Origin of the sequence: Terriglobus sp. ADX1 (genome assembly GCF_036877645.1) — a bacterium.
GTDB lineage: Bacteria > Acidobacteriota > Terriglobia > Terriglobales > Acidobacteriaceae > Terriglobus.
In genome coordinates, this window is the sequence record NZ_JAEDXV010000009.1 from 72,906 (window position 1) to 96,502 (window position 23,597).

Consider the following 23,597-nt stretch of genomic DNA (forward strand, 5'->3'; position numbering starts at 1 on the left):
ATCGCTTCGTCTCAGTGGGTTGCCGATGACCGTGTCTCTGGCGCGTCGCCTACCAACTGCCACCAGCGCCGCCGCCACCCGAACTTCCACCGCCACCGCCGCTGAATCCGCCACCTCCTCCACCGCCCCAGCCGCCACCGCCACCGCCGCCCCAACCGGAGTCATCATCACCCCAGCCACCACGTCGACCGCCGCCCAGGATGTTGCCCAGGATCATCCCGGTAAGGAACCCTCCTCCGCCACCGCCGCCCCCATACCGCCCCCCACCACCGCCGCGCCCACCGCGCGAAGCCAGAAAGATGAAGAACAGAATGGCAAGGAAGATAAGAATGCCGGAAAACGGGCTGCCAGAACTGCGCTGTTTGCGGCGATTCGTCTGTAGCGGCTGCGAGGTGGTAAGTGTCACTCCCGCATCTTTGGCAATCACATCCGAGACTTCACCAACCGCCGTACGCAGCGCCCCGTTATAGTTTCCCGCCTTCAGGTCAGGAACCATATCGCGGCCAATGTCACCGGTCTTGCCGTCAGGCAGGATGCCCTCCAGCCCATACCCGATCTCGAACTGGTACTTGTGATCATCCACGGCAAGGACCAGTACCACCCCTCGGTCCTGCCCCTTCTGTCCCGGCTTCCACTTCGCCAGCAGTTCGTTTGCGAATTCAGCAGGCGAAGAAGCGCCTTCAATCTTGTGAATGATCGCAATGAACATCTGCGCATGCGCCTGCGTATCCAGCGCGCGCAGTTGGTCGTTCAGGTCAGATTTGGTGGAATCATTGAGAACGCCCGCGTAGTCGTTCACATATGCCGTGGGCATCGGCATATCTTTCACGGACTCCGCCACTGCGGGGAGTACCCACCCCAGCAGCACTACCGCAACGACAAAGCCCCAGTACCGCAGGATGCGTCTAGCCATCACGAATGATGATACGCCGACGCGCAGGAAATGGTTCCATAAACAAATAAACAAGAGGCGGACGCAGCTTATGCGTCCACCTCCGTCATAAATCAAAAGCGATCGCTTACTATCGCTTACTGCAATCCCATCTTGCCGGCAATCCCGTCGATCATCTTTGTGTGCTCGGCAATCACGGAAGAAGCATGTTCCGTTAGTCGTTTGATATCCGGGTTGTTCGTCGCCTGATTCTCCTGCTTCATCTTGTCCAGATCTTCGTGGTGATCGCTCACCATCGACTTCACGTAGCTCTTGTCGTAGGTCTCACCGGTAAGGACCTTCAACTTGGCATAGGTTGCATCTTCGCCAATGGACGGCGATGTTGGCAGAGTCACACCGGCCTTCGCCGCCACCGGCTTCATGCCGTTGTACAGTGCACGATGATCTGTGATCATCTTCTGTGCGAACTCCTTAACCTCCGGGTTCTTGGTCGTCTTTACCGTCAACTCGCCCATCTTGACTTCAGCCAGATTGGCTTCTGCGGCGTCCTTAAGGAAACTCTTGTCGTGATCGCTGAAGGCTTGCCCGAAAGCCGCTGGAACAGTACATGCGAACAGAGCTGCCGAAAGTGCAATAGTACGAATGGTCATGGTCGTTCTCCCTGCGGTCTGCTTATTGCAGTTTCCGCACAAATCTCAGCCCGTAGGGTGCATTCCATGACAAAGCAGTTGCCGCGCCACACCGCGCCGTTGTGTCTGATGGAAAGCACAAGCACTCGTTGCGTATCCTTGAAAGTGATGAGCAACCTCCTGAACGCCGCCCCGCAAGACGCCAAGCCTCCAATTACAAAGCGCATACCGCATCCCACGCACATTCACGACACCACACTGGAAGACGACTATTTCTGGCTGCGTGAAAAAGATGCGCCTGAAGTTCGCGAATATCTTGAAGCAGAGAATGCGTACACCGAAGCGGTGATGGCATCCACAAAGGATTTGCAGAAGACGCTGTATGACGAGATGCTCTCGCACATCAAGGAAACCGACACCTCTGTTCCCTATCGCGACGGCAATTATTACTACTACACACACACTGTCGAAGGCCTGCAGTACCCCATCTATTGCCGCCGCATCGCAGCAGCCGATCAGCGCCACGACGCAAATGCGACGGAAGAAGTGATTCTCGACGTCAATAAGCTAGCCGAAGGTCAACCGTTCATGTCGCTCGGTGGACTTAGCGTTAGCCCTTCTGGCACGTTACTCGCCTATACGACAGACAATACTGGTTTCCGTCAGTACACACTGCATATCCGCGACCTCAATACTGGCAATGATCTGCCGGATACTGCCCAACGCGTTGGCTCAATTTCATGGGCAGCCGATTCGAAAACCCTTTTCTACAGCACGGAAGACGAACAGACGAAACGCCAGGATCGTGTCTTTCGACACACGCTTGGCGAAGCGCAATCAAGTGACGTGCAAGTCTTCCACGAAGAAGATGAACGCTTCAATGTTGGTGTCGGTCGCACACGAGACCGCAAATATCTCTTTCTGGAATCTGGTTCACACACCACCAGCGAATGCCGCTTCGTAGATGCTTCCCAACCTACAGCGGAATTCACGCTGATCGCCCCGCGCATCAATGATCAGGAATACTATCCCGATCACCGTGATGGCTTCTTCTATATCCGCACCAACGACACAGGAAAGAACTTCCGCTTGGTCGTCACTCCAGTAGCAACGCCATCGCGCGAGCACTGGCAGGAGCTGCTACCTGAAGATAAAGACGTACCTTTGGAAGATTTCGACGTCTTCCAGAACTTCGCGATTGCATCGGAAACCGTTCTTGGCCTCGATCGTATGCGAGTCTTTCGCTTTGAAGGTGAACAGCTCGCGGCGAATCCTGTGACAGTTGCCTTCCCCGAACCGACGTATTCTGCGGGTCTCAGCGTAAATCGAATCTTTGATGCGAATAGCTTCCGCTACAGCTATACCTCACTCGTCACGCCTGCATCAGTCTACGAGTACAACGTAAACACCAACGAAAGCACGCTGCTGAAACAGCAGGAAGTGCCCGGCGGATTTGACCGCACACGTTACGCAGCGGAACGCATCTGGGCCACTGCAACCGATGGCGTGAAAGTTCCTATCTCACTCGTGTATCGCCGCGACACCTTCCACAAAAACGGCACCAATCCGCTTTACGTGTATGGCTATGGTTCGTACGGCTATGCACTGCCCGTGGGTTTTGGATCAAGCCGACTTTCATTGCTGGATCGTGGGATCGTGATGGCGTACGCACACATCCGTGGCGGTGGCGACCTGGGTGACACGTGGCATGACGCCGGCAAGATGATGCACAAGCGCAACACCTTCACCGACTTCATTGCGTGCACTGAACATCTGGTTGCAGAAGGCTACGGAGCCAAAGATAAAGTCATTATCGAAGGTGGCAGTGCAGGCGGCTTGTTAATGGGCGCGGTTGCGAATCTTCGGCCCGATCTTTTCCGCATCGTGCTTTCCCATGTTCCGTTTGTGGACGTGATGAATACGATGCTGGATGCATCGCTGCCGTTAACGGTGGGCGAATACGAAGAGTGGGGTAATCCCAATGAGTCCGATGCCTTTGCTTACATGCGCAGCTATTCGCCGTACGACAATCTGGCTGCAGGCGCATATCCAGCGACACTCATCAAGACCAGCCTGAACGATTCGCAGGTGATGTACTGGGAGCCTGCAAAGTTCACAGCGAAGCTGCGTACGTTGAAGACGAACCACGAAGCCCCGCTGCTGCTCCACATCAACATGGATGCAGGTCATGGCGGAGCTTCCGGTCGTTATGACTACCTGAAGGAAATCTCTATGGACTATGCCTTCGTTCTTCGCGAACTTGCTATCGAGTAATGCGGCGAATGCCTGTGTCGGCTACTCTACCGGCACAGGCTCCTCGCCAGGCGCAAGAAACAGATTTTGCTCCAGGCCATGCTGGCGGTCATATAACTCGCGATAACGGCCATGCAATGTATACAGCTCTGCATGCGTACCACGCTCCACGATGCGTCCCGCTTCAATCACAAGAATCTGATTTGCGTTGCGAATCGTGCTGAGACGATGCGCGATGACAAATGTTGTACGGCCCTGCATCAGGTGATTCAGTCCCTGCTGGATCATCGCTTCGCTCTCGGAATCCAGTGAGCTTGTCGCTTCATCCAGAATCAAAATGCGCGGATCAGCAAGGATGGCGCGTGCGATGGAGAGACGCTGCCGTTGACCACCGGACAGCTTCACGCCACGTTCACCAACGATCGTTTCGTAACCTTCTGCAAAGTTTTCCGCAAACTCGTCGACACGCGCAATACGGCAGGCTTCCAAGAACTGCTCTTCTGTAGCATCGGGGCGTGAAAACTTCACATTGTCACGAATCGTGCCATCGAACAGGAAGGTCTCCTGCAACACCACTCCCAACTGTGAACGGAAACTATCCAGGCGCACCGTCGACAGGTCTATGCCATCCACCAAAACCTGTCCTGATGTCGCATCATGAAACGCACATACCAGAGAGATGATGGTTGATTTACCAGAGCCGGACGATCCCACCAATGCTGTCACGGAACCAGCGGGCGCATCAAAGCTGATGCCGTGCAACACTTCTTTGCCCGGCTCATATTCAAAGTGAACATCCTGAAAGAGCACATCGCCGGTAATCGGCCCGAGTTCTATCGACCTGCGCGGTGACGCATCTTCATCACGTTCATTCAAAATTTCGGCAGTACGATCAAGGCCCGCCAACGCCTCTGTAAGCTGGGTACCAATGTTCACCATGCTCATCAGCGGAGCAACCATGAACGTCAGGAACATGGTGTATGTGACATAGCCACCAGTGGTGAGATGCCCTGAGGCTACCTGTCGCGCACCAAGATACATAATCAGTGCGCCCACAACGCCCATCATGACCTGCGATGTGAGAGCCATTACTGATTGCGCTGTCAGCGAACTGATCACATTCTTCAGCAAGCGTTCGGCACCCGAAGCAAACACCTTCGCTTCGGCCTCTTCCGCGTGATATCCCTTCACCACACGGACGCCGCCCAACGATTCGGTAAGACGTCCCGTCACCTCTGCGTTAATGGCACCGCGTTCACGAAAGATTGGCCGAATTACCTTAAATGCGCGGAAGATCACCAATCCAAACATACCCAGAATGGCAAAGCTCAAGAGCGTCATGCCGGTCGATAGCCGCATCAGGTACAGGAAGGAAAGCCCTGCCGTCAGCACCGCACCGACGAAGTCCACAAGGCCCGTGCCAATGATGTTGCGCACGCCTTCCACGTCGGTCATGATGCGTGCGACCAATGTACCCGAGCGGTTAGCATCGTAGTACTTCACCGGAAGTTTGCCGATGTGCGCCTGCACCTTCACGCGCATCTCTGCAATCAGTTTTTGCCCTTCCTTGGACAGCATCTGCGTCAGCGCATACGTCGTGATGCCCTGCAGGATCGTCGCACCTGCAACGGCTGCAACAATTTTTGGTAGCAGCGACATCTGGTGTTGCCGCATTACGTTATCGATAAGAAAGCGCGTAGAAGCGGGCAGAACCAATCCGCACACACGATTGATGATGAGAACCAGGAAGCTAAAGATCAGAAGCGGGAGCCGTGGCCTTACCAGCTTCATCACCTCCGGCATCACACGCTTCATGGGAGGCAACTTCTTTTTCTTTGTCATCTCCGCAGAGATGGCTCGAGAATGATTCCGGCTCGTGCGTTCCGCATTGTGAAGATGCCTTCCCCCGCCCAGCGATCCCATAGAACCCATGTGTTTGTGCCCCTCCCTCATGGGCTTTCTTGCGATCGTTGAAAAAACGCGCGTTACTTTGCAGTAAGCGCTTTCATCTTTGCGTAGACATCGGCAGGATCCCACTCATTACCAGGGAACCACTCCGCGATATGTCCGTCGCGATCAATCAGAACAGTCGAAAGCGAATGCGTCAGGCTACCGTTGCTTTCCGGAGTAGCACCCACGTTGAAGAACTGCTCCATTGCCTTCAGCTCTTTGTCATTCTTCGGACGAACAAACTGCCAGTGTGAAAAATCGTCGCTGCCAACATAGTTCTTTCCATACGCACGCAATACGCTCGACGTATCAAACGCAGGATCAAACGAAGCCGAAACAAAATCAGCATGGTCACGTACAGCAGCGTCGTTCTGCATCATGCTGCGAATCGCCTGAAAATTGCGGCTCATCTTCGGGCAGTAATCCCCAATGGGGCAGCGCGTATAGATGAACGTCAGCAACACTGCCTTGCCCTTCAACGAAGCAAAACGGAACGGCTTCCCATCCTGATCGGTCATTTCAAAATCAGGAATTGCATCACCCTTAGCGGGAACGTGATAGTTCGCCGTCGGAGTTACATCAAGATGCTTTTGCGCCAGAATAGCAATCTCATTCAGGCGCGTGTGCTGATACACGCCATCGGAGTCCTTCTCCGTCAGCAGACGTGCACGGATGATATCGCCGGGATGAAACTCCTTCGCCATCTCAGGTCGTTCCAACTTGTAGGGCATGGTCATGGCTTCCATGAAGCCGGGAATGGCTTCATGCTGAAGGGTGAGTTCGCCCTTTTCCTGATCCACGGCCAGTACAGTGCCTTTGATTGTGAAGGCCTGCGTCGTACTGCTCAGGTGCTCCGTTGACTTACGGCATCCCGCCAGCCCTGCAACAGCGGACAACACAACGGCAAATACAGCATTCCGGAAAAACCACTTCATAACATCCATGATACGTTGCGAGAGGTAATAGGCAGTCGAGCGCCGCGGTGGCGACGGCCAGCCGGGAGGAACCATGTCTGCATTTCAGGCTGCGCCGTCCGAGCGCACGCCGGAGCCTTCGCTATCGCTTTTTCACGCAGCCATGCTGCTCTCGGGGTTCGGCACCGTCTTTCTCGGCCCTGTTCTTCCGGCTCTCGCCGCCAGCGCCCACGCCACAGACTCTGGCAGCGGCCTCTTTTTCACCGCGCAATTCATCGGTGCATTCTTCGGCGGAATCACCACATCGCATCGCCTGTATTACTGTCTCGTTCGCGGAATATCCAGCGCAGCCGCTGGCTTTATGTTTCTTGCGCTTTGCGCCGGGTTGCATGCGGGAGTTCTTTGGGATGCCGTAGCGCTCATCCCGCTTGGCTTCGGCGTGGGACAGATGCTGACATCTGTGAACCTGCTTGCGGCACACCGCTATCAGGAGCAACGCAGCTCCGCACTGTCTTTCATCAACTTCACGTGGAGTTTAGGCGCAGTCACCGCACCGTTTTTCCTGGGAAGCATTCTGTCGTCGATATCACTGCCCACGGTTCTTGTCGCAGCGACCATTCTCTTTGTCATCGTCCTTACGTGGGCCGTATGGTCTGTTCGCGGAAGCCTATCGCAGGAGCAACAACAGACACAAAGCACGGAAAGCCATCTTCCCCGCATCGCATTTCTATCCTTTGCCGCAATGCTTCTCCTTTACGGCGGCGTGGAGACGTGCCTTAGTGGATGGATCACCACATTCGGCACGCGTTACGGCAATGCCACTCTCCGTATCAGCACCCTGGGCGCAACGGCACTTTGGATCGGCATTACAGGCGGTCGAGCGCTCGCTCCCCTACTGCTGAAGTTTCTCCGCGAGCGCGTCTTCCTGATCACCACGTTGTGTACCGCTACAACGATCGTTGCGCTGTTGAGTCGCTCCAGTGGGGCTGTGTCGATCACACTACTATCTGCTTTGCTTGGACTCTCTCTCGCAGCATGGTTTCCACTGGTTCTGTCAACGATGCTTGGCCGCGGGGCTTCGGCACGCGAAACCGGCATCATCATCGCCCTTTCCGGAATAGGCGCAGCCATCCTTCCTCTGCTACTTGGCGTGGTCTCCCGCAGCACCGGATCGTTGCGCACGGCCCTCGCCATTCCATTCATAGGGCTGCTCCTGTTGATCGTATTGGCGGTATTTACCCGCTCTTCCACACAAGCTAAAAGCGTATAAAAGGAGAATGTCAGCCGCCGCAACGAATCTGCAAACCAACCGCCTCGGCGACATCATGACGGCCATGCTGCGCGGCGCAACAGTTCTGACACCCAATGTCCGCTCCGCACGCACGCTGACCAAACTCTATGACGAGGAGCAGCGCAACGAGGGCCTCACCGCTTGGCAACCGGCGCGTATGTTCTCGTGGAGCGCCTGGACCTCTTCGCTTTGGAACGACGCCATCCTCCACGGCCATGCCTCTGCGGTTCTGCTAAACAGCCTTCAGGAGCAATCTCTGTGGATGCGAATCCTGGACGCGTCCGGCGATCTGGGTTTGCAGTCCGCACGTTCCGTTGCTCGCCAATGCAGTCGAACTCTACGGCTTCTTGGTGCGTATGACCTGGAAGACAGCTTTGCCCGCACACCGGCGAACACACTCTCGGACACAGCAGCATTTCACGGCTGGTATCGCGATTTTCTGAGCGCATGCCAAAGCGAACAACTGCTACCCGCCTCGCATCTCGACGCGGAACTCAGCAGCCTTTTCCGCCGCAAGGTTCTCACACCGGACAAGGAATACGTTCTTTACGGCTTCGATGCCCAGTTGCCATCACAACGATCGCTGCTGAATGCGCTGGAACGTGCGGGAGCAACCATCGAGCATCTTCCTGCACACATGCCACAGCAGGCGCCACCAACGCTTGTCCGCTGCAGTGATCCTCATGCAGAAATCGACGCATGCTGCCAATGGGCGCGCGACATGCTAGGAGTCAATCACACCGCAAAAATCGCCATCGTCGTACCTGATCTGCAAGAATGCCGCTCTGTACTGGAACGGGCTCTTCGCGCCACAGTTGCACCGTGGTTAGATGACGTCACACAGACTCACAACAACGCGACCTACGAGTTTTCAACCGGGCGCCCACTACCTCAACTTCCCATGGTTGCGGATGCACTGCTTCTGCTTCGCTGGTGCACAGGTGCCGTCTCCGTCGAAGATGCAGGAGCGATTCTCCGCAATGCCTTCTTCTCACTGGCGCCATCCCCTGAGCGTGGAGCTGAACTGGAAGCCTGGACGCTACGCAATACACGCAAATTTCGCAGCGTAACTGGCCTTAGCGGAACCATCACCCTGCGTGAAGCGCAACGCCTTCTGCACAAAGAAGATCTCCAGACCTCTAACCGTTTGGAAGACCTTGCAAAAGCAGCTGCCCCGTGGACACAGGCGACGCATAGTTTTGCCAGCTTCTCCGACGGCGCTCGCAAGTTGCTGGAAACAGCAGGATGGCCTGGGAATGATCTGAACAGCGCAGAGTTTCAAGCGCACCAGCGTTGGAACGAAACACTTGATCGCGTAGCGACACTTGATCTTCTCGGCGGACACACCACCTTCGCAGAATGGCTTGAGACACTCGTGGCCACATTGCACGAGACCATCTTCGCTCCGGAAAACACTGGCGCTCCCATTCAGGTGATGACGCATTCCGAAGCTGCCGGAAACACTAGCGACTTCCTCTGGTTTCTCCACGCAGACGAACAGACATGGCCGCAATACACCTCGCCGAGTCCATTGCTTCCAGCTCGCTTTCAACGCACATTGAACATGCCTGGAGCAGACACTCTTGTTGACGAAGAATCCGCTCAACAGATCACGCTGCGCTGCCTCAACAGCACAGGCACCGCCTGTTTTAGCTACGCTGTAGCCCGCCCGGAAGGAGAATTGCGTCCCTCGCCACTGGTGTCTGCACTTCCTGATCTCCAACGCGAGAACGCATCTGTTTTCGGCGTTCCAGCCGCGATCCCACTCGATGAAACCGTCGACCCACTCCCGCTGCCGAGTCTCTCCGGCATCGCGTCGGGCGGTGTTGGAATCCTGACAGAACAAGCCCAATGCGGCTTCCGTGCCTTTGCGCTGCATCGCCTTCAGACTCGCGAGATGGAAACTATAGAAGCGGGTCTTTCCGCCGGAGAGCGTGGCGACGAAGTTCATACGGCACTTCAGCTATTTTGGGATAACTGCAAGACACACGAACAGTTATCAACACTTAGCAAGACTCGATATGCGGATGGCACGACAGCACGCGATACCCTCTTGGCCGAATGCGTTGCGCACGCTCTACCAACACGCCCCGCCGCCGGATGGGACAGCGCTTACATTGAAGTGCAGCGCAAACGCCTCCATCGCCTGCTCTCCGACTGGCTCGACTTCGAGCTCCTTCGCAAGCCATTTCGCGTGGAAGGCATGGAAGTAGAAGTTGGCGAAGCCAGGATTGGTCCACTTGCCATGAAACTTCGCGTGGACCGTATCGACCGCGTTCCACTTGCGGATGGCAGTGAAGCCACGCTGCTCATCGACTACAAAACAGGCGCAGCAGAGCGTAAAGATTGGTTTGGCGACCGTCCCGACGCACCTCAACTTCCGCTGTACGCCATCGCCAGCGGTATCCCGGATGTGCAAGGCATTGCGTTCGGGCGTGTTCGTGTTGGCAAATTCGGCATGAACTTTGAGGAGATGCTCAGCGATCGTGCACTCCTCGGCGATCAGGCCTCCAAAAACCGCCGCACCGAACCCGGCTTTCAGGAACGGATGGAAGAGTGGCAACGCGATCTCACAGCGCTTGCCGAAGCCTTCGCCAGAGGCGAAGCCGTCGTGGAACCCAAGGACTACCTCACCACCTGCAAGCGCTGCCCAAGTCGCCTGTTGTGCCGTGTCGATGTAACACGACTAGAACCCGACGATGACACGTTGGAGGAGACGGATGAGGAGGGCGCAGCATGATTGTCCCGTTCCCCACAGCCGAAGCTCTGCCGCACGAGATTGCTGACCTGCGCGAACGCGAGGCTGCGTTAGACATTGCTTCGTCCTGCATCGTGGAGGCGCCCGCAGGCTCGGGCAAAACGGGGTTGCTGATTCAGCGCTTCCTCAAGCTGCTAGGCACTGTAGACGATCCTGCAGAAGTCCTTGCTCTTACCTTCACAACGAAGGCCACGGCAGAAATGGTGGAGCGTGTTCTGAAGGCGCTCCGCACTGCCAGCATCGCCACGGAAGCTCCGAAGGACGAGTTCGCGTTACTCACGCATCGTTTGGCTCAAGCCGTATTGCAGCGCGACCGAGAACGCGACTGGCGCATCCTCGACCGTCCGCACCTTCTCAACATCCGCACCATCGACTCACTCTGCGCGCTGATCGTGCAGTCGCTGCCGATCACCTCTGGCGGCATGTCCTCCGTCAGTCCTGTTGCTGACCCGCGGCCGTTCTATCTTCAAGCAGCGCACGCCGTCATGATGCGCTTCGGCGGCGGCGATCCGGTACTGGATGCGGCAATCGAAACTGTACTGCTACACCGCGATGGCGATCTTCCGTTTTGCGAACGCGTCCTTGCCGAAATGCTTGCCACACGCGACCAGTGGGGTAGCCTCATTCCCCTCGGCGAGCGCCTCACGGAAGAGCACCTTGAAAACGTCACACTGCCGCGCCTGAACACATCACTGCGCCGCACGATTGAAGCGGCGCTGACTGAAGCCTGTGAAGGCTTCGAGGACAGTACGCTTGACGAGATTGCTCGCATCGCCGAGCGCCACGCCTTCGAGCCCGGTTACAAGGACGAGCCCAACCCGCTACTGCCTTGCGCAGGTCGACAGAATCGGCCCGGCAGCACGGTGGAAGACCTCCAACACTGGCAAGCCCTTGCGCGCCTCATGCTTAAAGCAGATGGCTTCCGCGCTGCATTTAGCGTCAATCACATCGGCACAAAACTCTTCAAAGATGACGCCGACCGGCTCAAAGCCATCTTCGAAGATATCGCTTGTGACGAACTCTTTCGACGCGTGGACGCTGTGCGTGCGTTTGCTCCGGAGGCCACCTATCCGGAAGATCAATGGCGCGTCTCCAAAGCACTCTTCCGACTGCTGGAACACGCACTCGTCGAGTTGAAACTGCTCTTCGCCCGCGAAGAGGTCTGCGACTTCACTGAAATCGCTCTGTCTGCTCGCGCCGCGCTGCAAACCCAGGAAAACGGCCTGCTGGAAGTATTCGGCACCCGTCTGCACCACCTTCTCGTCGACGAGATGCAGGACACATCCGCAGGCCAATACGATCTCCTGGAACAACTCACCGCCGGATGGGATGGTCGCAGCCAAACAGTCTTCCTCGTCGGCGATCCTAAGCAGAGCATCTATCTCTTCCGTCAGGCTCGCGTGGATCGCTTCCAGAACTGCATGTCCGACGCGCGGTTGGGTGATATCCCTCTTCAGGTGCTGCCGCTGACAACCAACTTCCGTTCCGGTGGTCGCATAGTCTCGCAGTTCAATGAGATCTTTCGCGCGATCTTTCCTGCGGATCATCCGGCCGATGGTGACGTCGTATTCCATGACGCCACCGCAGCCAATCCAGCGCAACCCGGCGAAGGCATGGACTGGACCATCGAGGCTGTTCCCACCTCTTCTGATATTTCAGAAAACCGCCGCAATCGCCGCTTCGCCATCCGACGCGAAGCTCGCGAGACTGTCGCCGTGGTGAAAGCCGCACGTGCCGCATGGCAACAGGAAAAACAACGCCGTATCGACGCAGGCAGCACGAAGGACTTCCCCTTCAAAGCCGCAGTGCTGACGCGCGCGCGCAACCATGTAATCGAGATTGCCAAGCAACTTGAGCGAGCCGGCATTCCCTATCGCGCCGTCGACCTTAAGCCTCTCGCGGAACAACAGGAAGTTCTCGACCTGGTCACCATCACACGCGCTCTGCTCCATCCCGCGGACCGCATTGCATGGCTGGCGCTACTGCGTGCCCCGTGGTGTGGCATCGAACTCGCACACCTGCACACGCTCGCTGCAGGTGATCGCCCCGAACATCGCAAGGAATCGCTGCGTCATCGCCTTCGGGAGCGCGCTGGAAATCTTCCTGAGAATGCAAAGACTCGTGTTCTGCGCACGCTCGACGTTCTGGACGGCGCGCTTCGCCATACTGGTACGGAATCGTTAGCAGACCGCGTGGAACGCACATGGCGTTCCCTTGGTGCGGACCTGTACCTGACACCCACCGAACGCGAGAATGCTGCGGACTACCTGCGCGTTCTCGACGCGATGGAATCCGAAGGCGAAGCATTCACCCTGCCGCATCTCAACCGGCGCCTCGATCGCCTGTTCGCTCGGTCCGGCAACGCGCCGGACGCCATCGACATCATGACCATCCACCGCGCCAAGGGGCTCGAATGGGACACCGTCATCGTCCCCGGCCTGCATCGCGTCCCCACACGCGATACTTACTCCGCTCTGGAGTGGCTGGAGCTGCCCACCCGCGGTGAAGACGGCTCCGGCGACGTCCTCATGGCGCCACTCCCAGGCAAAGGGGGCGAACCCGGCGCTCTGCTGAACTTCATCCGTACACGCAAACGCGCGCGAACCTACGCTGAGATTAAACGCCTCTTCTACGTCGCCGTTACCCGCGCACGTACCTCGCTGCACCTCTTTGCCTCGCCCGAACTTTCTCAGAAGGGCGAGGTTATCAACCGCGCTGGAACGCTCCTGAAGGCAGCATGGCCAGCCGCACAGAACTACGTGGTCATCCCCGTCGTCACGGAAGCAGAAAAATCGGAAGAAGCAGAAGCGGAGACACTCGCCCTTGCAGCGGCCGCAGAAGTCATTCCGTTCCCTGCACCTGCGGCGCGAGAAGTCCGACTGCCAAACATTCAACGTCTACCTTCGGATATTCACGCCGTAGAACGCCTTCGCTCAACGACACCTCCCGGCGCAAACACCACTCCCGCTACGCAGCCATTCGCCCGACCCGCCGGAACATTCGGCGCGCGAGCGGTTGGCAATGCCATTCACGCATTTGTGGACCGCCTCTCCAACGAACTGGCAGCGCGCATCGTAACTGGCGAAACCGTTACAGAAGCTGCGCATTTCCTGCTCCACGCCGTGCAGTCCTGGCAACCCGCTATCCGTGCCACGCTGCGTGCAGGTTCACTGCCGCCATCGGTTGTAGAACGTGCCTCCGCCACCGTCCTGCGGGCACTGACGGCCACACTGCAAAGTCAGGAAGGACGCTGGATTCTGACACCTCACACCGCTGCTTCCGGCGAATCCGCCTGGCACACCGGCGCGGCCGGTTCGGAGACACGCATTCGTCTCGATCGAAGCTTCTTCGCCGGTTGCGAACCGAATCTGCCCGGCGACGACATCTTCTGGATCATTGACTTCAAAACCGGAGACCGCACTGGTCCCAACGAAACCGAAGCGGATAGGAACGCCTATCTGCAAGAAGAACGCGCCGCATATGAAGCGCAGCTCCGCACTTATGCAGAAGTTCGCCGTCTGACCCTGCCGGCAGGCACGCCAATTCATCTGGCCCTGTTCTATCCACTGATGGATCGCCTGATCTGGTGGCCCTACGAAAGTGCCACAGAAACACTGACTCCAGTCGCCACTGATATTGCAGAGTCAGAACCAGATACCGACGGCCAGTATTCACTGTTCGGCTAAGATTATCGACACAAGGAAAATGCCTGCATCCTGAAGATGCAGGCATTCTTTTCTCCGATTGAACTTCGTTAAAAGATCTGGAAGTTCACAGCAACATTCAGTTCTACCGGGACAGGCTGACCGCCCTTACGAGCCGGACGGAACTTGTACTGTGCCACCGCCTCACGTGCCTTTTCATCCAGCCCCATACCCACCGGGCGAATGACCTTCACATTCGTAGGCCGTCCCTGCGCATCCACAATCAGGTGCACCAGAACTTCGCCCTGGAACTTTGCCTTGCGAGCCTCTTCACTGAACTCTGGATCCACCTGGTAGATCAGCACAGGCGCGGAGACATCGCCACCAATTCTGTAAGCACCGCCGCCGGTATTGCCACCGCTGCCGGGTCCAAGGCCATTGCCGTTACCGCTGCCCAGACCGCCACCACTGCCATTACCCAGCGATGCCACGCCAACATTCGGCGCATTCGGAATACCCAGGTTTGGCATGTTGTTGTTCGTCATATGCAGGTTCGTCTGCACATTGATTGATGGATCCACCGTCAGCTTCGGTTCAATCTTTGGCGGATTCGATGGTGGCACAATCGGGTGTGCCTCAAACTTCGGCAGACGTCCCTTGGTCACAGGAGCGATATCACGCGCACCACCACCGCCACCCATAGCCTGCTTGGCAGGTGCTTTGATGGGAGGTTGCGGCGCAGGCGTGTCAAACGTGACTTGCGTAAGCTGCGGCTTCTTGGCCACCACCACGGTGATGACCTTCTTGCCGATGTACCAGATCAGCAAAAAGATAAGCGCATGGACGACGACCGCGACCGCGGTCGACTTCGGGTCGCGCTTGACGTCCATCGGGTTATCGACCGCGATGGGTTTCGACTGCAGTTCGAGCGGCGGAAGCTTCTCCGGAAAGAATACATCCTTGATGTTATCCACCAGCGACGTAAAGGGGCTGGTGGATTTCAGCTCTTCCGGTTCGCCGAGGTTTGGTCCGGCGTCGGTACGGCGGCTATGTTCGGTGGGCGGTTCCTGAAGTATTGTCGCCATCGCCTCTTGATCTCTATCACTCGGCACGCTTCAACCGCGTGCGGAAAACTTTCTGTGGCCGTGCTCCGGATTCGTTTCGATCCACCGGCTCACAAACAATGCCGGATTTCAGAGTACACAAGCCAGGGTGCGGCGTCTTTGGCGTCCGTCCGCATTGTACAAAAGCGAATACCCCGGCGTCAGGTCCGGGTACACGGCAGCGCCAACTGACGTGTATCTGTTTGACGCGCGAAACCCCGCATAAGTCACAACGCAGAGGTACGAAGTATGAGATGCAGAAGTTCCAATTGTTCCGGCGATGACACAAGACCGCTTACAATAAGAGTTTGGGCGCTGTGACGGGAGCGACTGGCCGTAAGTGCCGGTACGTCAAAGCCGGGGCCCACGAGGAACAGGATGGATCAGGCGAATACGCCGCAGCAGTTGCCCGTTCAGTTGAAAGACACGCTGAACCTGCCCAAAACCGCCTTCCCCATGAAGGCCAACCTGCCCGGCAATGAACCGGCGCGCCTGCAGGGTTGGAACGAGTCAGACCTATACGGCCAAATTCGCAAAAGCCGCGAGGGCCGCGAAAAATACATCCTGCATGACGGGCCACCGTATGCAAACGGCGCTATTCACCTGGGCCATGCGCTGAATAAGTGCATTAAAGATTTCGTTGTGAAGTCGAAGACCATGGCCGGTTTCGACGCCCCCTATGTCCCCGGATGGGACTGCCATGGCCTGCCGATCGAAATCAAAGTAGACGAACAACTTGGCCGCAAGAAGCTGGAGATGGACGCGCTGACCGTCCGCCAGCAATGTCGTGAATATGCGCAGAAGTACGTCGATCTGCAGCGCAGCCAGTTTGTGCGCATGGGCGTGCTCGGTCGCTGGAATGATCCGTATCTGACCATGAGCTTCGGCTACGAAGCCCGCATCCTGGAGACGTTCTACGCCTTCTTCGAGAAGAACTTTGTCTACAAGGGTTTGCGCCCCGTGTACTGGTGCATGCACGACAAGACCGCTCTCGCTGAGGCGGAGGTCGAGTATGAGATGCACACTTCGCCCAGCGTCTACGTTCGCTACGGGCTGACCTCTGCACCCGAAAAGATCGATCCCGCACTGGAAAACCTGAGTGTCTTCGGCCTGATCTGGACGACCACACCTTGGACTCTGCCTGCATCGCTGGCCATCGCGTTCCATCCTGAGTTTGAGTACGCGGCCATCCAGATTGCGGAAGACAATGCCACATGGGGCAAAGGCAACGTGTACATCGTTGCCATGGACCTACTGGAGTCGTTGAGTGCTGCGGCGCAGTTGCCTGCGTTCGAAATCCTTGCTCGCTTCCACGGTCAAAAGCTGGAACGCGCAACCTTTGCGCACCCGTTCCTGCCGCGCGAGATCCTTGGCGTCATGGCAGAGTACGTCACCACGGAACAAGGCACCGGCGGCGTTCACACCGCTCCCGCGCACGGTCCGGACGACTTTGCTACCGGCAAGAAATATGCGTTGAGTCAGGCATGCGATGTCGATGAAGCAGGACGCCTTCGCAATGGCCTTCCGGAATACGACAACCTGAACGTTCACAAAGCAAACGGGCCCATCATCGAGTTGCTGAAGGATCGTGGCGCGCTCATGGCGCAAAGCGAAATCCATCACAGCTATCCGCATTGCTGGCGTTGCCACCGGCCCGTGATCTATCGCGCCACGGAGCAGTGGTTCATCGGCATGGAAACGCAGATGCCCGACGGCCGCACCTTCCGCCAGAGCGCGTTGGATGAAATTGCCAAGGTCACATGGGATCCGGCATGGGGACAGGAGCGCATCAGCAACATGATTGCGACACGTCCGGACTGGTGCGTTAGCCGTCAGCGCATCTGGGGCGTGCCCATCGCGGTGTTCCTCTGCCAGAAGTGTCATGAACCGCTGAACGATGCCGCGATCAATGCGTCCATTGTGAAGAAGTTCGAAGCGGAAAGCGCCGACGCCTGGTACAAGTACACCGCCGAAGAGCTTCTGCCCGCAGGAACAAGCTGCAAGTGCGGCAAAACAGAGTTCCGCAAGGAAATGGACATCCTTGACGTCTGGTTTGAGTCGGGTTCATCGTGGCATGCCGTGCTCGAAACAGAACCGGAGCTGCGCTTCCCCGCCGACATGTACACCGAGGGCGGCGATCAGCATCGCGGATGGTTCCATTCATCGTTGCTTGCAAGCGTCGGCATTCGCGGCGTTGCACCGTACAAGTACGTCGCCACTTCTGGCTGGACGCTGGACGAGCAACGTCGTGCCTTCTCGAAGTCACTTGGCAACGGCGTCGATCCGGTTAAGGTGATGGATGAACTTGGCGGCGATATCGTTCGCCTATGGGTGGCATCGGTCGACTTCCGCGAAGATGTCATCGCATCCGTACCGCTGATGAAGCGCCTTGCCGAAGAGATCTATCGCAAGCTGCGCAACACCTTCCGCTTCCTCCTCGCCAACCTCGACGGCTTCGTTCCTGCAACGGACGAAGTGGTGGCATGGGATCAGATGGAGGCGCTTGACCAGTACATGCTGGCGCGCGCTTCTGAGCTTGTCGAAAAGGTTCGCAAGGCATACGACGAATTTGAATTTCATCGTGTGTTCCACGCACTCAACGAGTTCGGCAACTCGGAACTTTCTGCCTTCTATCTCGACGTGCTGAAGGATCGACTCTACACATTGGCGCCGAAAGACACGCGCCGTTTGAGCGCACAGACTGCGGTGTGGAAGATCACCGAAACCTTGGTGCGGTTGATCGCTCCCATCCTCTCGTTCACTGCGGATGAGGTATGGGGTTATCTGCCGGAAGTTGCGGGACGCGCGAAGAGTGTTCACATTGCGGAGTTCCCTGCGGCTTCTGATCTTGCGCCTGCTTCGTCTGAACTATTGAAGGACATGGCACAGATCCGCACCGTCCGTGAAGCTGCGCTGAAAGTGCTGGAAGCTGCGCGTGCGGCAAAGGAGATCGGCAAGGCGCTCGAAGCTCGCATCGAAGTCGAGGTACCGGCCGGTGAAACCGCAATCGCACTGGCAAAGTACGGACGTCACTTGCCAGAGCTGTTTGGTGTATCGCAGGTTGTTCTGAAGCAGCTTGAAAACGCTCCCTTGCAGGTTCGTTTTGTAAAGGCTGAAGGAACGCGCTGCGAGCGCTGCTGGCGCTATACCGATGACGTTGGCAGCGAAGGCCGCTATCCCACGGTGTGCGCGCGGTGCGCCGATGCGCTGGAGAAGATCGGCTTTCAACCCTACGCACAGGAGTAGACATCTTGAGCGAGATGCTGCATTCCAAATCCAGAACGTCACGTGATGCGCGATGGTGGCTACTGCTAATCGCAGTCGCCGTCATCGCGCTTGATCGGATCACGAAGATTGTTGTGGCAACGCATATCGAAAGCGGCACAGGCATTGTCGTCATTCCGAAGGTGTTTCGCATTACGCATGTGCTGAACACGGGCGCGGCGTTTTCCATGTTTGCGGATTCCGCTTCGCCCATTGCGGTACGTCTTGGCCTCGTGGTGTTTTCGCTCCTCGTCACAATCGGGATCACATTCCTGCTATGGCGTTATGGAAAGACATGGTCTGCGGCAAGCGTTGGTTTCGCTCTGATTCTGGGTGGAGCGATAGGTAATCTATACGACCGCGCCGTGCTGCATTACGTGGTGGACTTTCTGGAAGTACACATCGGCACGTATCACTGGCCGGACTTCAACGTTGCAGATTCGGCCATCTGCGTGGGCGCAGTACTGCTGCTGGCAGAGATGATCTGGCCACAGGAAGATGCCGCCTCTGCATCTGAAGGAGAAGTTCGTGGCGCCTGAAAAGAAAACAGGTCCATCTACTCCACTTCACTCTGATCAGGAGGGGAGCGTCGCGGTGGAACAAAAAGCAGTCTCCCCCAACGATCACATCGTGATCCGCGGAGCACGCACGCATAATCTCAAGGGCATCGACGTCAACATCCCGCACAACATGCTCACCGTCGTGAGCGGCGTGTCGGGATCAGGTAAGAGTTCACTTGCATTTGACACTGTGTATGCCGAAGGCCAACGCCGTTATGTCGAATCGCTTTCGGCATACGCGCGTCAGTTCTTAGAGCGCATCGAAAAGCCTGATGTGGAGCACATGGACGGCCTCGCACCGGCCATCGCCATCAAGCAAAAGAATCAAACACGCAATCCGCGCTCGACCGTAGCCACTGCTACCGAAATCTACGACTACATGCGCCTGCTATACGCGCGTTGTGGCACCGTGACCTGCATTCACTGTGGCGGCATCGTGAAGCGCGACACAGTCGATGAGATCGCCACTGCGGTATTAGCAATGGAGGAAGGCTCGCGACTCTATGCGCTGTTCCCCATTGTGCGACGTGAGGTAGTGCTGGAGCCCATGCAGGAGTTTGCCGCTCCTGTCGAGGAAGAATCTCCTAAGCCAAAAGCAAAGAAAACTGCGGCAAAGAAAGCAAAGGGCGCGGAACAAACGATCGTAGACCCTTCTGAGCCTTTGAAGGAGCGCCTTGTTGAGCTACGTCGCAGAGGCTTCAATCGTCTCTTTCAGAACGGCAACATCGTAGAGTTCTCCACGCCGGAATCGTTGCTGGAACTGAACTTCAGCGAACCGATCTATGTCCTCGCCGATCGTCTGAGTGTGAGCGCGGATGTGCGTTCGCGCATTGTGGACGCAATTGAAACCGGCTATCGCGAGAGTGGCGAGATTGTCTTTCTTACTGCCCCACGTGACGAGAGCGAACCACAGCGACTGCGCTTCTCTGCTGCATTTGAGTGCGTGAACTGTCATCGTGCTTATCGCGACCCGGAGCCGCGGCTGTTCAGCTTCAACAATCCCTTCGGCGCATGCCCCCGCTGTCAGGGCTTTGGCAACACTATCGACTTTGATCCGGACCTCATCATTCCCGATAAGTCAAAGACGTTGGACGAGGGCGCGATTGATCCGTGGACGAAGCCGAAGTATCGCGAATATCACGGCGTGATGAAGCGTTTTGCGCAAGCCAACAACATCCCACTGAAGACACCGTGGTATGACCTGACACCGGCACAACAGAATGCAATCTGGGATGGCGGCACAGGCTTTCCGGGCATTCGTGGCTTCTTCCGGTTGCTGGACACGAAGAAATACAAGCTGCATGTGCGTGTATTTCTTTCACGGTATCGCGGCTACGCGCCGTGCCCGGATTGCCGTGGCCAGCGGCTGCGTGCAGAAGCACGCGCAGTATTGCTCAATGAAAAGAACATATGCGAAGCCGCAGGTCTGACGATCAGTGCAGCACGTGCATTCTTTGATGAATTAAAGCTCTCGCCTGCACAAACTGAAATCGCCGGAAAGATCCTGGAAGAAGTACGACAGCGCATTGGATTTCTGGAACAGGTTGGCTTGGAATACCTGACGCTGGACCGCCTCTCCTCCACGTTAAGCGGTGGTGAATCGCAGCGTATTCAGCTCGCAACATCACTGGGCTCACGCCTGGTCGGAGCACTCTACGTGCTGGACGAACCCTCCATTGGCCTACACTCTCGCGATACCGCAAAACTGGTTAAGATTCTTCACGAACTGCGCGACCTCGGCAACACCATCCTTGTCGTGGAGCATGATCCCGACGTTATCACCAGCGCCGACAGGCTGATTGACCTCGGCCCCGGCGCAGGCGAGCTTGGCGGCCAGTTGCTGGCGACTGGAACCGTTGCAGAGATCCGTAAGGACGATCACTCCATCACGGGCAAGTACCTCTCCGGACGTTCGCGTATTCCTGTGCCTGCGGAGCGGCGTGAACCAACGCGCGAAATGATCAAGCTCAAGGGCGCGCGCATCCACAACCTGCGTGGCGTCGATATCGAGATTCCGTTAGGAATGTTAACCGTCGTCACAGGCGTCAGCGGCTCTGGCAAGAGCACCATTGTTCACCAGGTGTTGCATCGTGCACTGGAGTTTTCGCTTGGTGTAGAAGGCGTAAGCAGCGACGTACAACAGCTATACCGCGAGATCACCGGAACACACTTCATTCGCGAAGTCGTCCTCGTTGATCAATCGCCGATAGGCCGCACGCCGCGTTCCAACCCGGTTACTTACATCAAGGCGTTCGATGCCATCCGCGAATTGTTCGCCTCCCAGCCGGATGCACGGCGCAAGGGATACACTGCTGGCTCGTTCAGCTTCAACGTCCCCGGGGGCCGTTGTGACACCTGCGAAGGCGACGGCACCGTCACAGTGGAGATGCAGTTTCTTGCCGATGTCGAACTGCCATGCGAAGAGTGCAACGGTACACGCTACAAACCGGGCATTCTCGACATCAAATATAAGAACCGCAACATTCACGATGTGCTGAACATGACCGTGCGCGATGCAGTGCATTACTTCGCGGGAAATCCGAAGATCGTGGAACGATTGCAGGTGCTGGAAGAAGTCGGCCTCGGCTATGTCCGTCTTGGGCAGTCGGCGACGACGCTCTCAGGCGGTGAAGCACAGCGCGTCAAGCTGGCCTCACACCTGGCCAACATTCGTTCCACCTCAAGCCGTGGTGAGACGAAGAAGTCCGCAAGCCGTGTGCTCTACATCCTGGACGAACCAACCACCGGCCTGCACTTTGCCGACGTAGCAACGCTTCTGCAAGCCTTCCGCAAGCTGATCGATGGTGGCGGCTCACTCCTTGTGATTGAGCACAACATGGACATCATTAAGAGCGCCGACTGGATCATCGACATGGGCCCGGAAGGCGGCTCCGCAGGTGGTCAGGTCGTGGCAGTAGGCACACCGGAAGAGATCGTGCGTGTGCCGGAATCGTACACCGGGCGCTTCCTGAAACCCGTATTGGGAGGCGCAGTCGCATGAGGATTCTGGCTGCAGTATTACTGTTTTCCCTCCCCGCAGCGGCGCAGATGGAAATGCCTCCTGGCACCACATCGGCGGTTCCACAGGAACAGGCTAAGCCCCCCGCTTCGCAAGCAACGCTAGCGAAGGCCGAGGACGCTATCGCCAACGGTAAGTATGCCGACGCAGTCACGCTGCTGACTCCACTGGCCACGGAGGCGCAGTCCAACGCGCGTGTGTTCTACGATCTCGGATTTGCCCAGGACACATTAAATCACGACATAGAAGCTGCCGCTGCTTACGCAAAATCCATTTCATTGAAGAGCGATGATGCAGGAGCACGAATTTCCTTGGGCCTGCTGTATGCGCGAATGGGTGAAACGCCAAAAGCTGAAGAGCAGCTACGCGCTGCAACGAAGATCGAAGGTGCAGAGAAGGATTTGCTGGCACGAACGTGGCGTGCTCTTGCAGAGATTGATCTGAAATCGAACCCGGAAATGGCGCGCAATGATCTGCTTTCAGCGCTGAAGTACGCCCCCGAAACACCAGATGATGCCGCCACTGCTGCTGAAATCGCCGAAGCGATGGGCGACGATGCCGCCGCAGAGCAAGCTTATGCACACGCGTTCTCGCTTAGCCCAGCCAGCGTGGATGTAGCCCTGGGATACGCCCGAATGCTGACCCGGTCCAAGAAATTTTCCCAGGCAGACCAGGTGTTGACCAGTGCGCTCGCGCAACATCCAGGTAATCATGCGCTGATGGCGGAGCGTGCGTCGGAGCAGTTACTGCAGGGCAAAACGGAAGCCGCAGTACCGGTCCTGGAGTCGTTGCATGCAGACGAACCCGGAAACGCGGCCGTAACCATGCTTCTGGCGAGGGCATACTCGGCAGCGGGCTCCCCGGAAAAGGCCGAGCCGATCTACACCGCGCTCCTGAAAGCTTCGCCGAACGACGTCACATTAATGACGGAAGCGGCAGATACGCTTATCCGGCTTCGGCGGTCGCCGGAAGCAGAACCGCTATTGCAAAAGGCGGTATCCCAGCCGGACAAATTCCCCTCCAAAGCGGCCCTGGCGCAGGCGGCGGGGGAACTGGCGTTCGCGGCTTCCTCCAATAAGGACGCCGTCACGGTGCTGAAAGCGTTAGCCATCCGGGAACCGCTGGCCCCCTCATCTGCCCCCTTTACATTTCTGGCCGCATCGGCGCATGATACTCTGCATCACACGAAACAGGCGGCAGAAGCATACCGCCAGTTTCTGTCACAGTCTGGCGGTAAGTATCCGGATCAGGAGTGGCAGGCGCAGCAGCGGCTGCAAGTCCTGTCTAGAACCAAGTAGGCCTCCGTATGTGCCCCGGCTT

The 23,597-nt window shown here is 57.1% G+C and carries 13 protein-coding genes; 8 read left to right on the plus strand and 5 right to left on the minus strand.

Annotated elements, in window-relative coordinates; translation table 11 throughout:
• Window positions 1-49: 49 nt before the first annotated feature.
• Both JAO32_RS08015 and JAO32_RS08020 read right to left on the minus strand, forming a co-directional pair.
• On the minus strand, window positions 50-913 hold the full coding sequence (locus JAO32_RS08015; RefSeq protein WP_334239253.1) for a TPM domain-containing protein: 864 nt from the start codon (window positions 911-913) through the stop codon (window positions 50-52).
• 116 nt (window positions 914-1,029) lie between these two features.
• Complete coding sequence (locus JAO32_RS08020; protein WP_334239255.1) at window positions 1,030-1,542, minus strand: DUF4142 domain-containing protein; 513 nt, start codon at window positions 1,540-1,542, stop codon at window positions 1,030-1,032.
• A 147-nt stretch (window positions 1,543-1,689) separates the two neighbouring features.
• On the opposite strand from JAO32_RS08020, the gene JAO32_RS08025 reads away from it, so the two are divergent.
• Complete coding sequence (locus JAO32_RS08025; protein WP_334239257.1) at window positions 1,690-3,795, plus strand: S9 family peptidase; 2,106 nt, start codon at window positions 1,690-1,692, stop codon at window positions 3,793-3,795.
• 21 nt (window positions 3,796-3,816) lie between these two features.
• Here JAO32_RS08025 and JAO32_RS08030 read toward each other — a convergent pair whose 3' ends face one another.
• Complete coding sequence (locus JAO32_RS08030) at window positions 3,817-5,706, minus strand: ABC transporter ATP-binding protein (protein ID WP_334239259.1); 1,890 nt, start codon at window positions 5,704-5,706, stop codon at window positions 3,817-3,819.
• Between the two features lie 53 nt (window positions 5,707-5,759).
• Window positions 5,760-6,659 (minus strand): SCO family protein, encoded by a 900-nt coding sequence (locus JAO32_RS08035; RefSeq protein ID WP_334239261.1) that lies wholly within the window; start codon window positions 6,657-6,659, stop codon window positions 5,760-5,762.
• A gap of 73 nt (window positions 6,660-6,732) precedes the next feature.
• Between JAO32_RS08035 and JAO32_RS08040 the strand changes: the two genes are divergently transcribed.
• From JAO32_RS08040 to JAO32_RS08050, 3 genes are read left to right on the plus strand one after another with little or no spacing between them, the layout of a single operon-like run.
• Complete coding sequence (locus JAO32_RS08040) at window positions 6,733-7,908, plus strand: MFS transporter (protein ID WP_334239263.1); 1,176 nt, start codon at window positions 6,733-6,735, stop codon at window positions 7,906-7,908.
• Between the two features lie 7 nt (window positions 7,909-7,915).
• Complete coding sequence (locus tag JAO32_RS08045; RefSeq protein WP_334239266.1) at window positions 7,916-10,669, plus strand: PD-(D/E)XK nuclease family protein; 2,754 nt, start codon at window positions 7,916-7,918, stop codon at window positions 10,667-10,669.
• A complete protein-coding gene (locus JAO32_RS08050; protein WP_334239268.1) occupies window positions 10,666-14,373 on the plus strand; it encodes a UvrD-helicase domain-containing protein in 3,708 nt (1,235 codons plus the stop codon). Before JAO32_RS08045 ends, JAO32_RS08050 begins: the two co-directional genes overlap by 4 nt.
• 68 nt (window positions 14,374-14,441) lie before the next feature.
• On the opposite strand, the gene JAO32_RS08055 is transcribed toward JAO32_RS08050, so the two are convergent.
• Window positions 14,442-15,416: an energy transducer TonB gene (locus JAO32_RS08055; RefSeq protein WP_334239271.1), complete on the minus strand. Its 975-nt coding sequence runs from the start codon at window positions 15,414-15,416 to the stop codon at window positions 14,442-14,444.
• Window positions 15,417-15,812: 396 nt separating this feature from the next.
• Between JAO32_RS08055 and ileS the strand changes: the two genes are divergently transcribed.
• From ileS to JAO32_RS08075, 4 genes are read left to right on the plus strand one after another with little or no spacing between them, the layout of a single operon-like run.
• Window positions 15,813-18,680 (plus strand): isoleucine--tRNA ligase, encoded by a 2,868-nt coding sequence (gene ileS, locus JAO32_RS08060; protein ID WP_334239273.1) that lies wholly within the window; start codon window positions 15,813-15,815, stop codon window positions 18,678-18,680.
• Between the two features lie 14 nt (window positions 18,681-18,694).
• The gene (lspA, locus tag JAO32_RS08065; protein WP_334239367.1) at window positions 18,695-19,237 is read left to right on the plus strand and encodes a signal peptidase II; all 543 of its coding nucleotides are present in this window, start codon (window positions 18,695-18,697) and stop codon (window positions 19,235-19,237) included.
• Window positions 19,238-19,292: 55 nt separating this feature from the next.
• Entirely contained in the window at window positions 19,293-22,259 is a 2,967-nt protein-coding gene (gene uvrA / locus JAO32_RS08070) for an excinuclease ABC subunit UvrA (RefSeq protein WP_443082580.1), read from the plus strand.
• Window positions 22,256-23,575: a tetratricopeptide repeat protein gene (locus JAO32_RS08075; RefSeq protein WP_334239277.1), complete on the plus strand. Its 1,320-nt coding sequence runs from the start codon at window positions 22,256-22,258 to the stop codon at window positions 23,573-23,575. The genes uvrA and JAO32_RS08075 overlap by 4 nt, the downstream gene beginning before the upstream one ends.
• Window positions 23,576-23,597: the final 22 nt, after the last annotated feature.

Excerpts from the sequence above, each read along its gene's own strand:
- JAO32_RS08050 (WP_334239268.1), top strand. The coding sequence starts at position 10,666 with ATGATTGTCCCGTTCCCCACAGCCGAAGCTCTGCCGCACGAGATTGCT.
- JAO32_RS08030 (WP_334239259.1), bottom strand. The coding sequence starts at position 5,706 with ATGGGTTCTATGGGATCGCTGGGCGGGGGAAGGCATCTTCACAATGCG.
- JAO32_RS08040 (WP_334239263.1), top strand. The coding sequence starts at position 6,733 with ATGTCTGCATTTCAGGCTGCGCCGTCCGAGCGCACGCCGGAGCCTTCG.
- JAO32_RS08020 (WP_334239255.1), bottom strand. The coding sequence starts at position 1,542 with ATGACCATTCGTACTATTGCACTTTCGGCAGCTCTGTTCGCATGTACT.
- JAO32_RS08015 (WP_334239253.1), bottom strand. The coding sequence starts at position 913 with ATGGCTAGACGCATCCTGCGGTACTGGGGCTTTGTCGTTGCGGTAGTG.
- ileS (WP_334239273.1), top strand. The coding sequence starts at position 15,813 with ATGGATCAGGCGAATACGCCGCAGCAGTTGCCCGTTCAGTTGAAAGAC.
- lspA (WP_334239367.1), top strand. The coding sequence starts at position 18,695 with ATGCTGCATTCCAAATCCAGAACGTCACGTGATGCGCGATGGTGGCTA.
- JAO32_RS08075 (WP_334239277.1), top strand. The coding sequence starts at position 22,256 with ATGAGGATTCTGGCTGCAGTATTACTGTTTTCCCTCCCCGCAGCGGCG.
- JAO32_RS08055 (WP_334239271.1), bottom strand. The coding sequence starts at position 15,416 with ATGGCGACAATACTTCAGGAACCGCCCACCGAACATAGCCGCCGTACC.
- JAO32_RS08035 (WP_334239261.1), bottom strand. The coding sequence starts at position 6,659 with ATGAAGTGGTTTTTCCGGAATGCTGTATTTGCCGTTGTGTTGTCCGCT.
- JAO32_RS08045 (WP_334239266.1), top strand. The coding sequence starts at position 7,916 with ATGTCAGCCGCCGCAACGAATCTGCAAACCAACCGCCTCGGCGACATC.
- JAO32_RS08025 (WP_334239257.1), top strand. The coding sequence starts at position 1,690 with ATGAGCAACCTCCTGAACGCCGCCCCGCAAGACGCCAAGCCTCCAATT.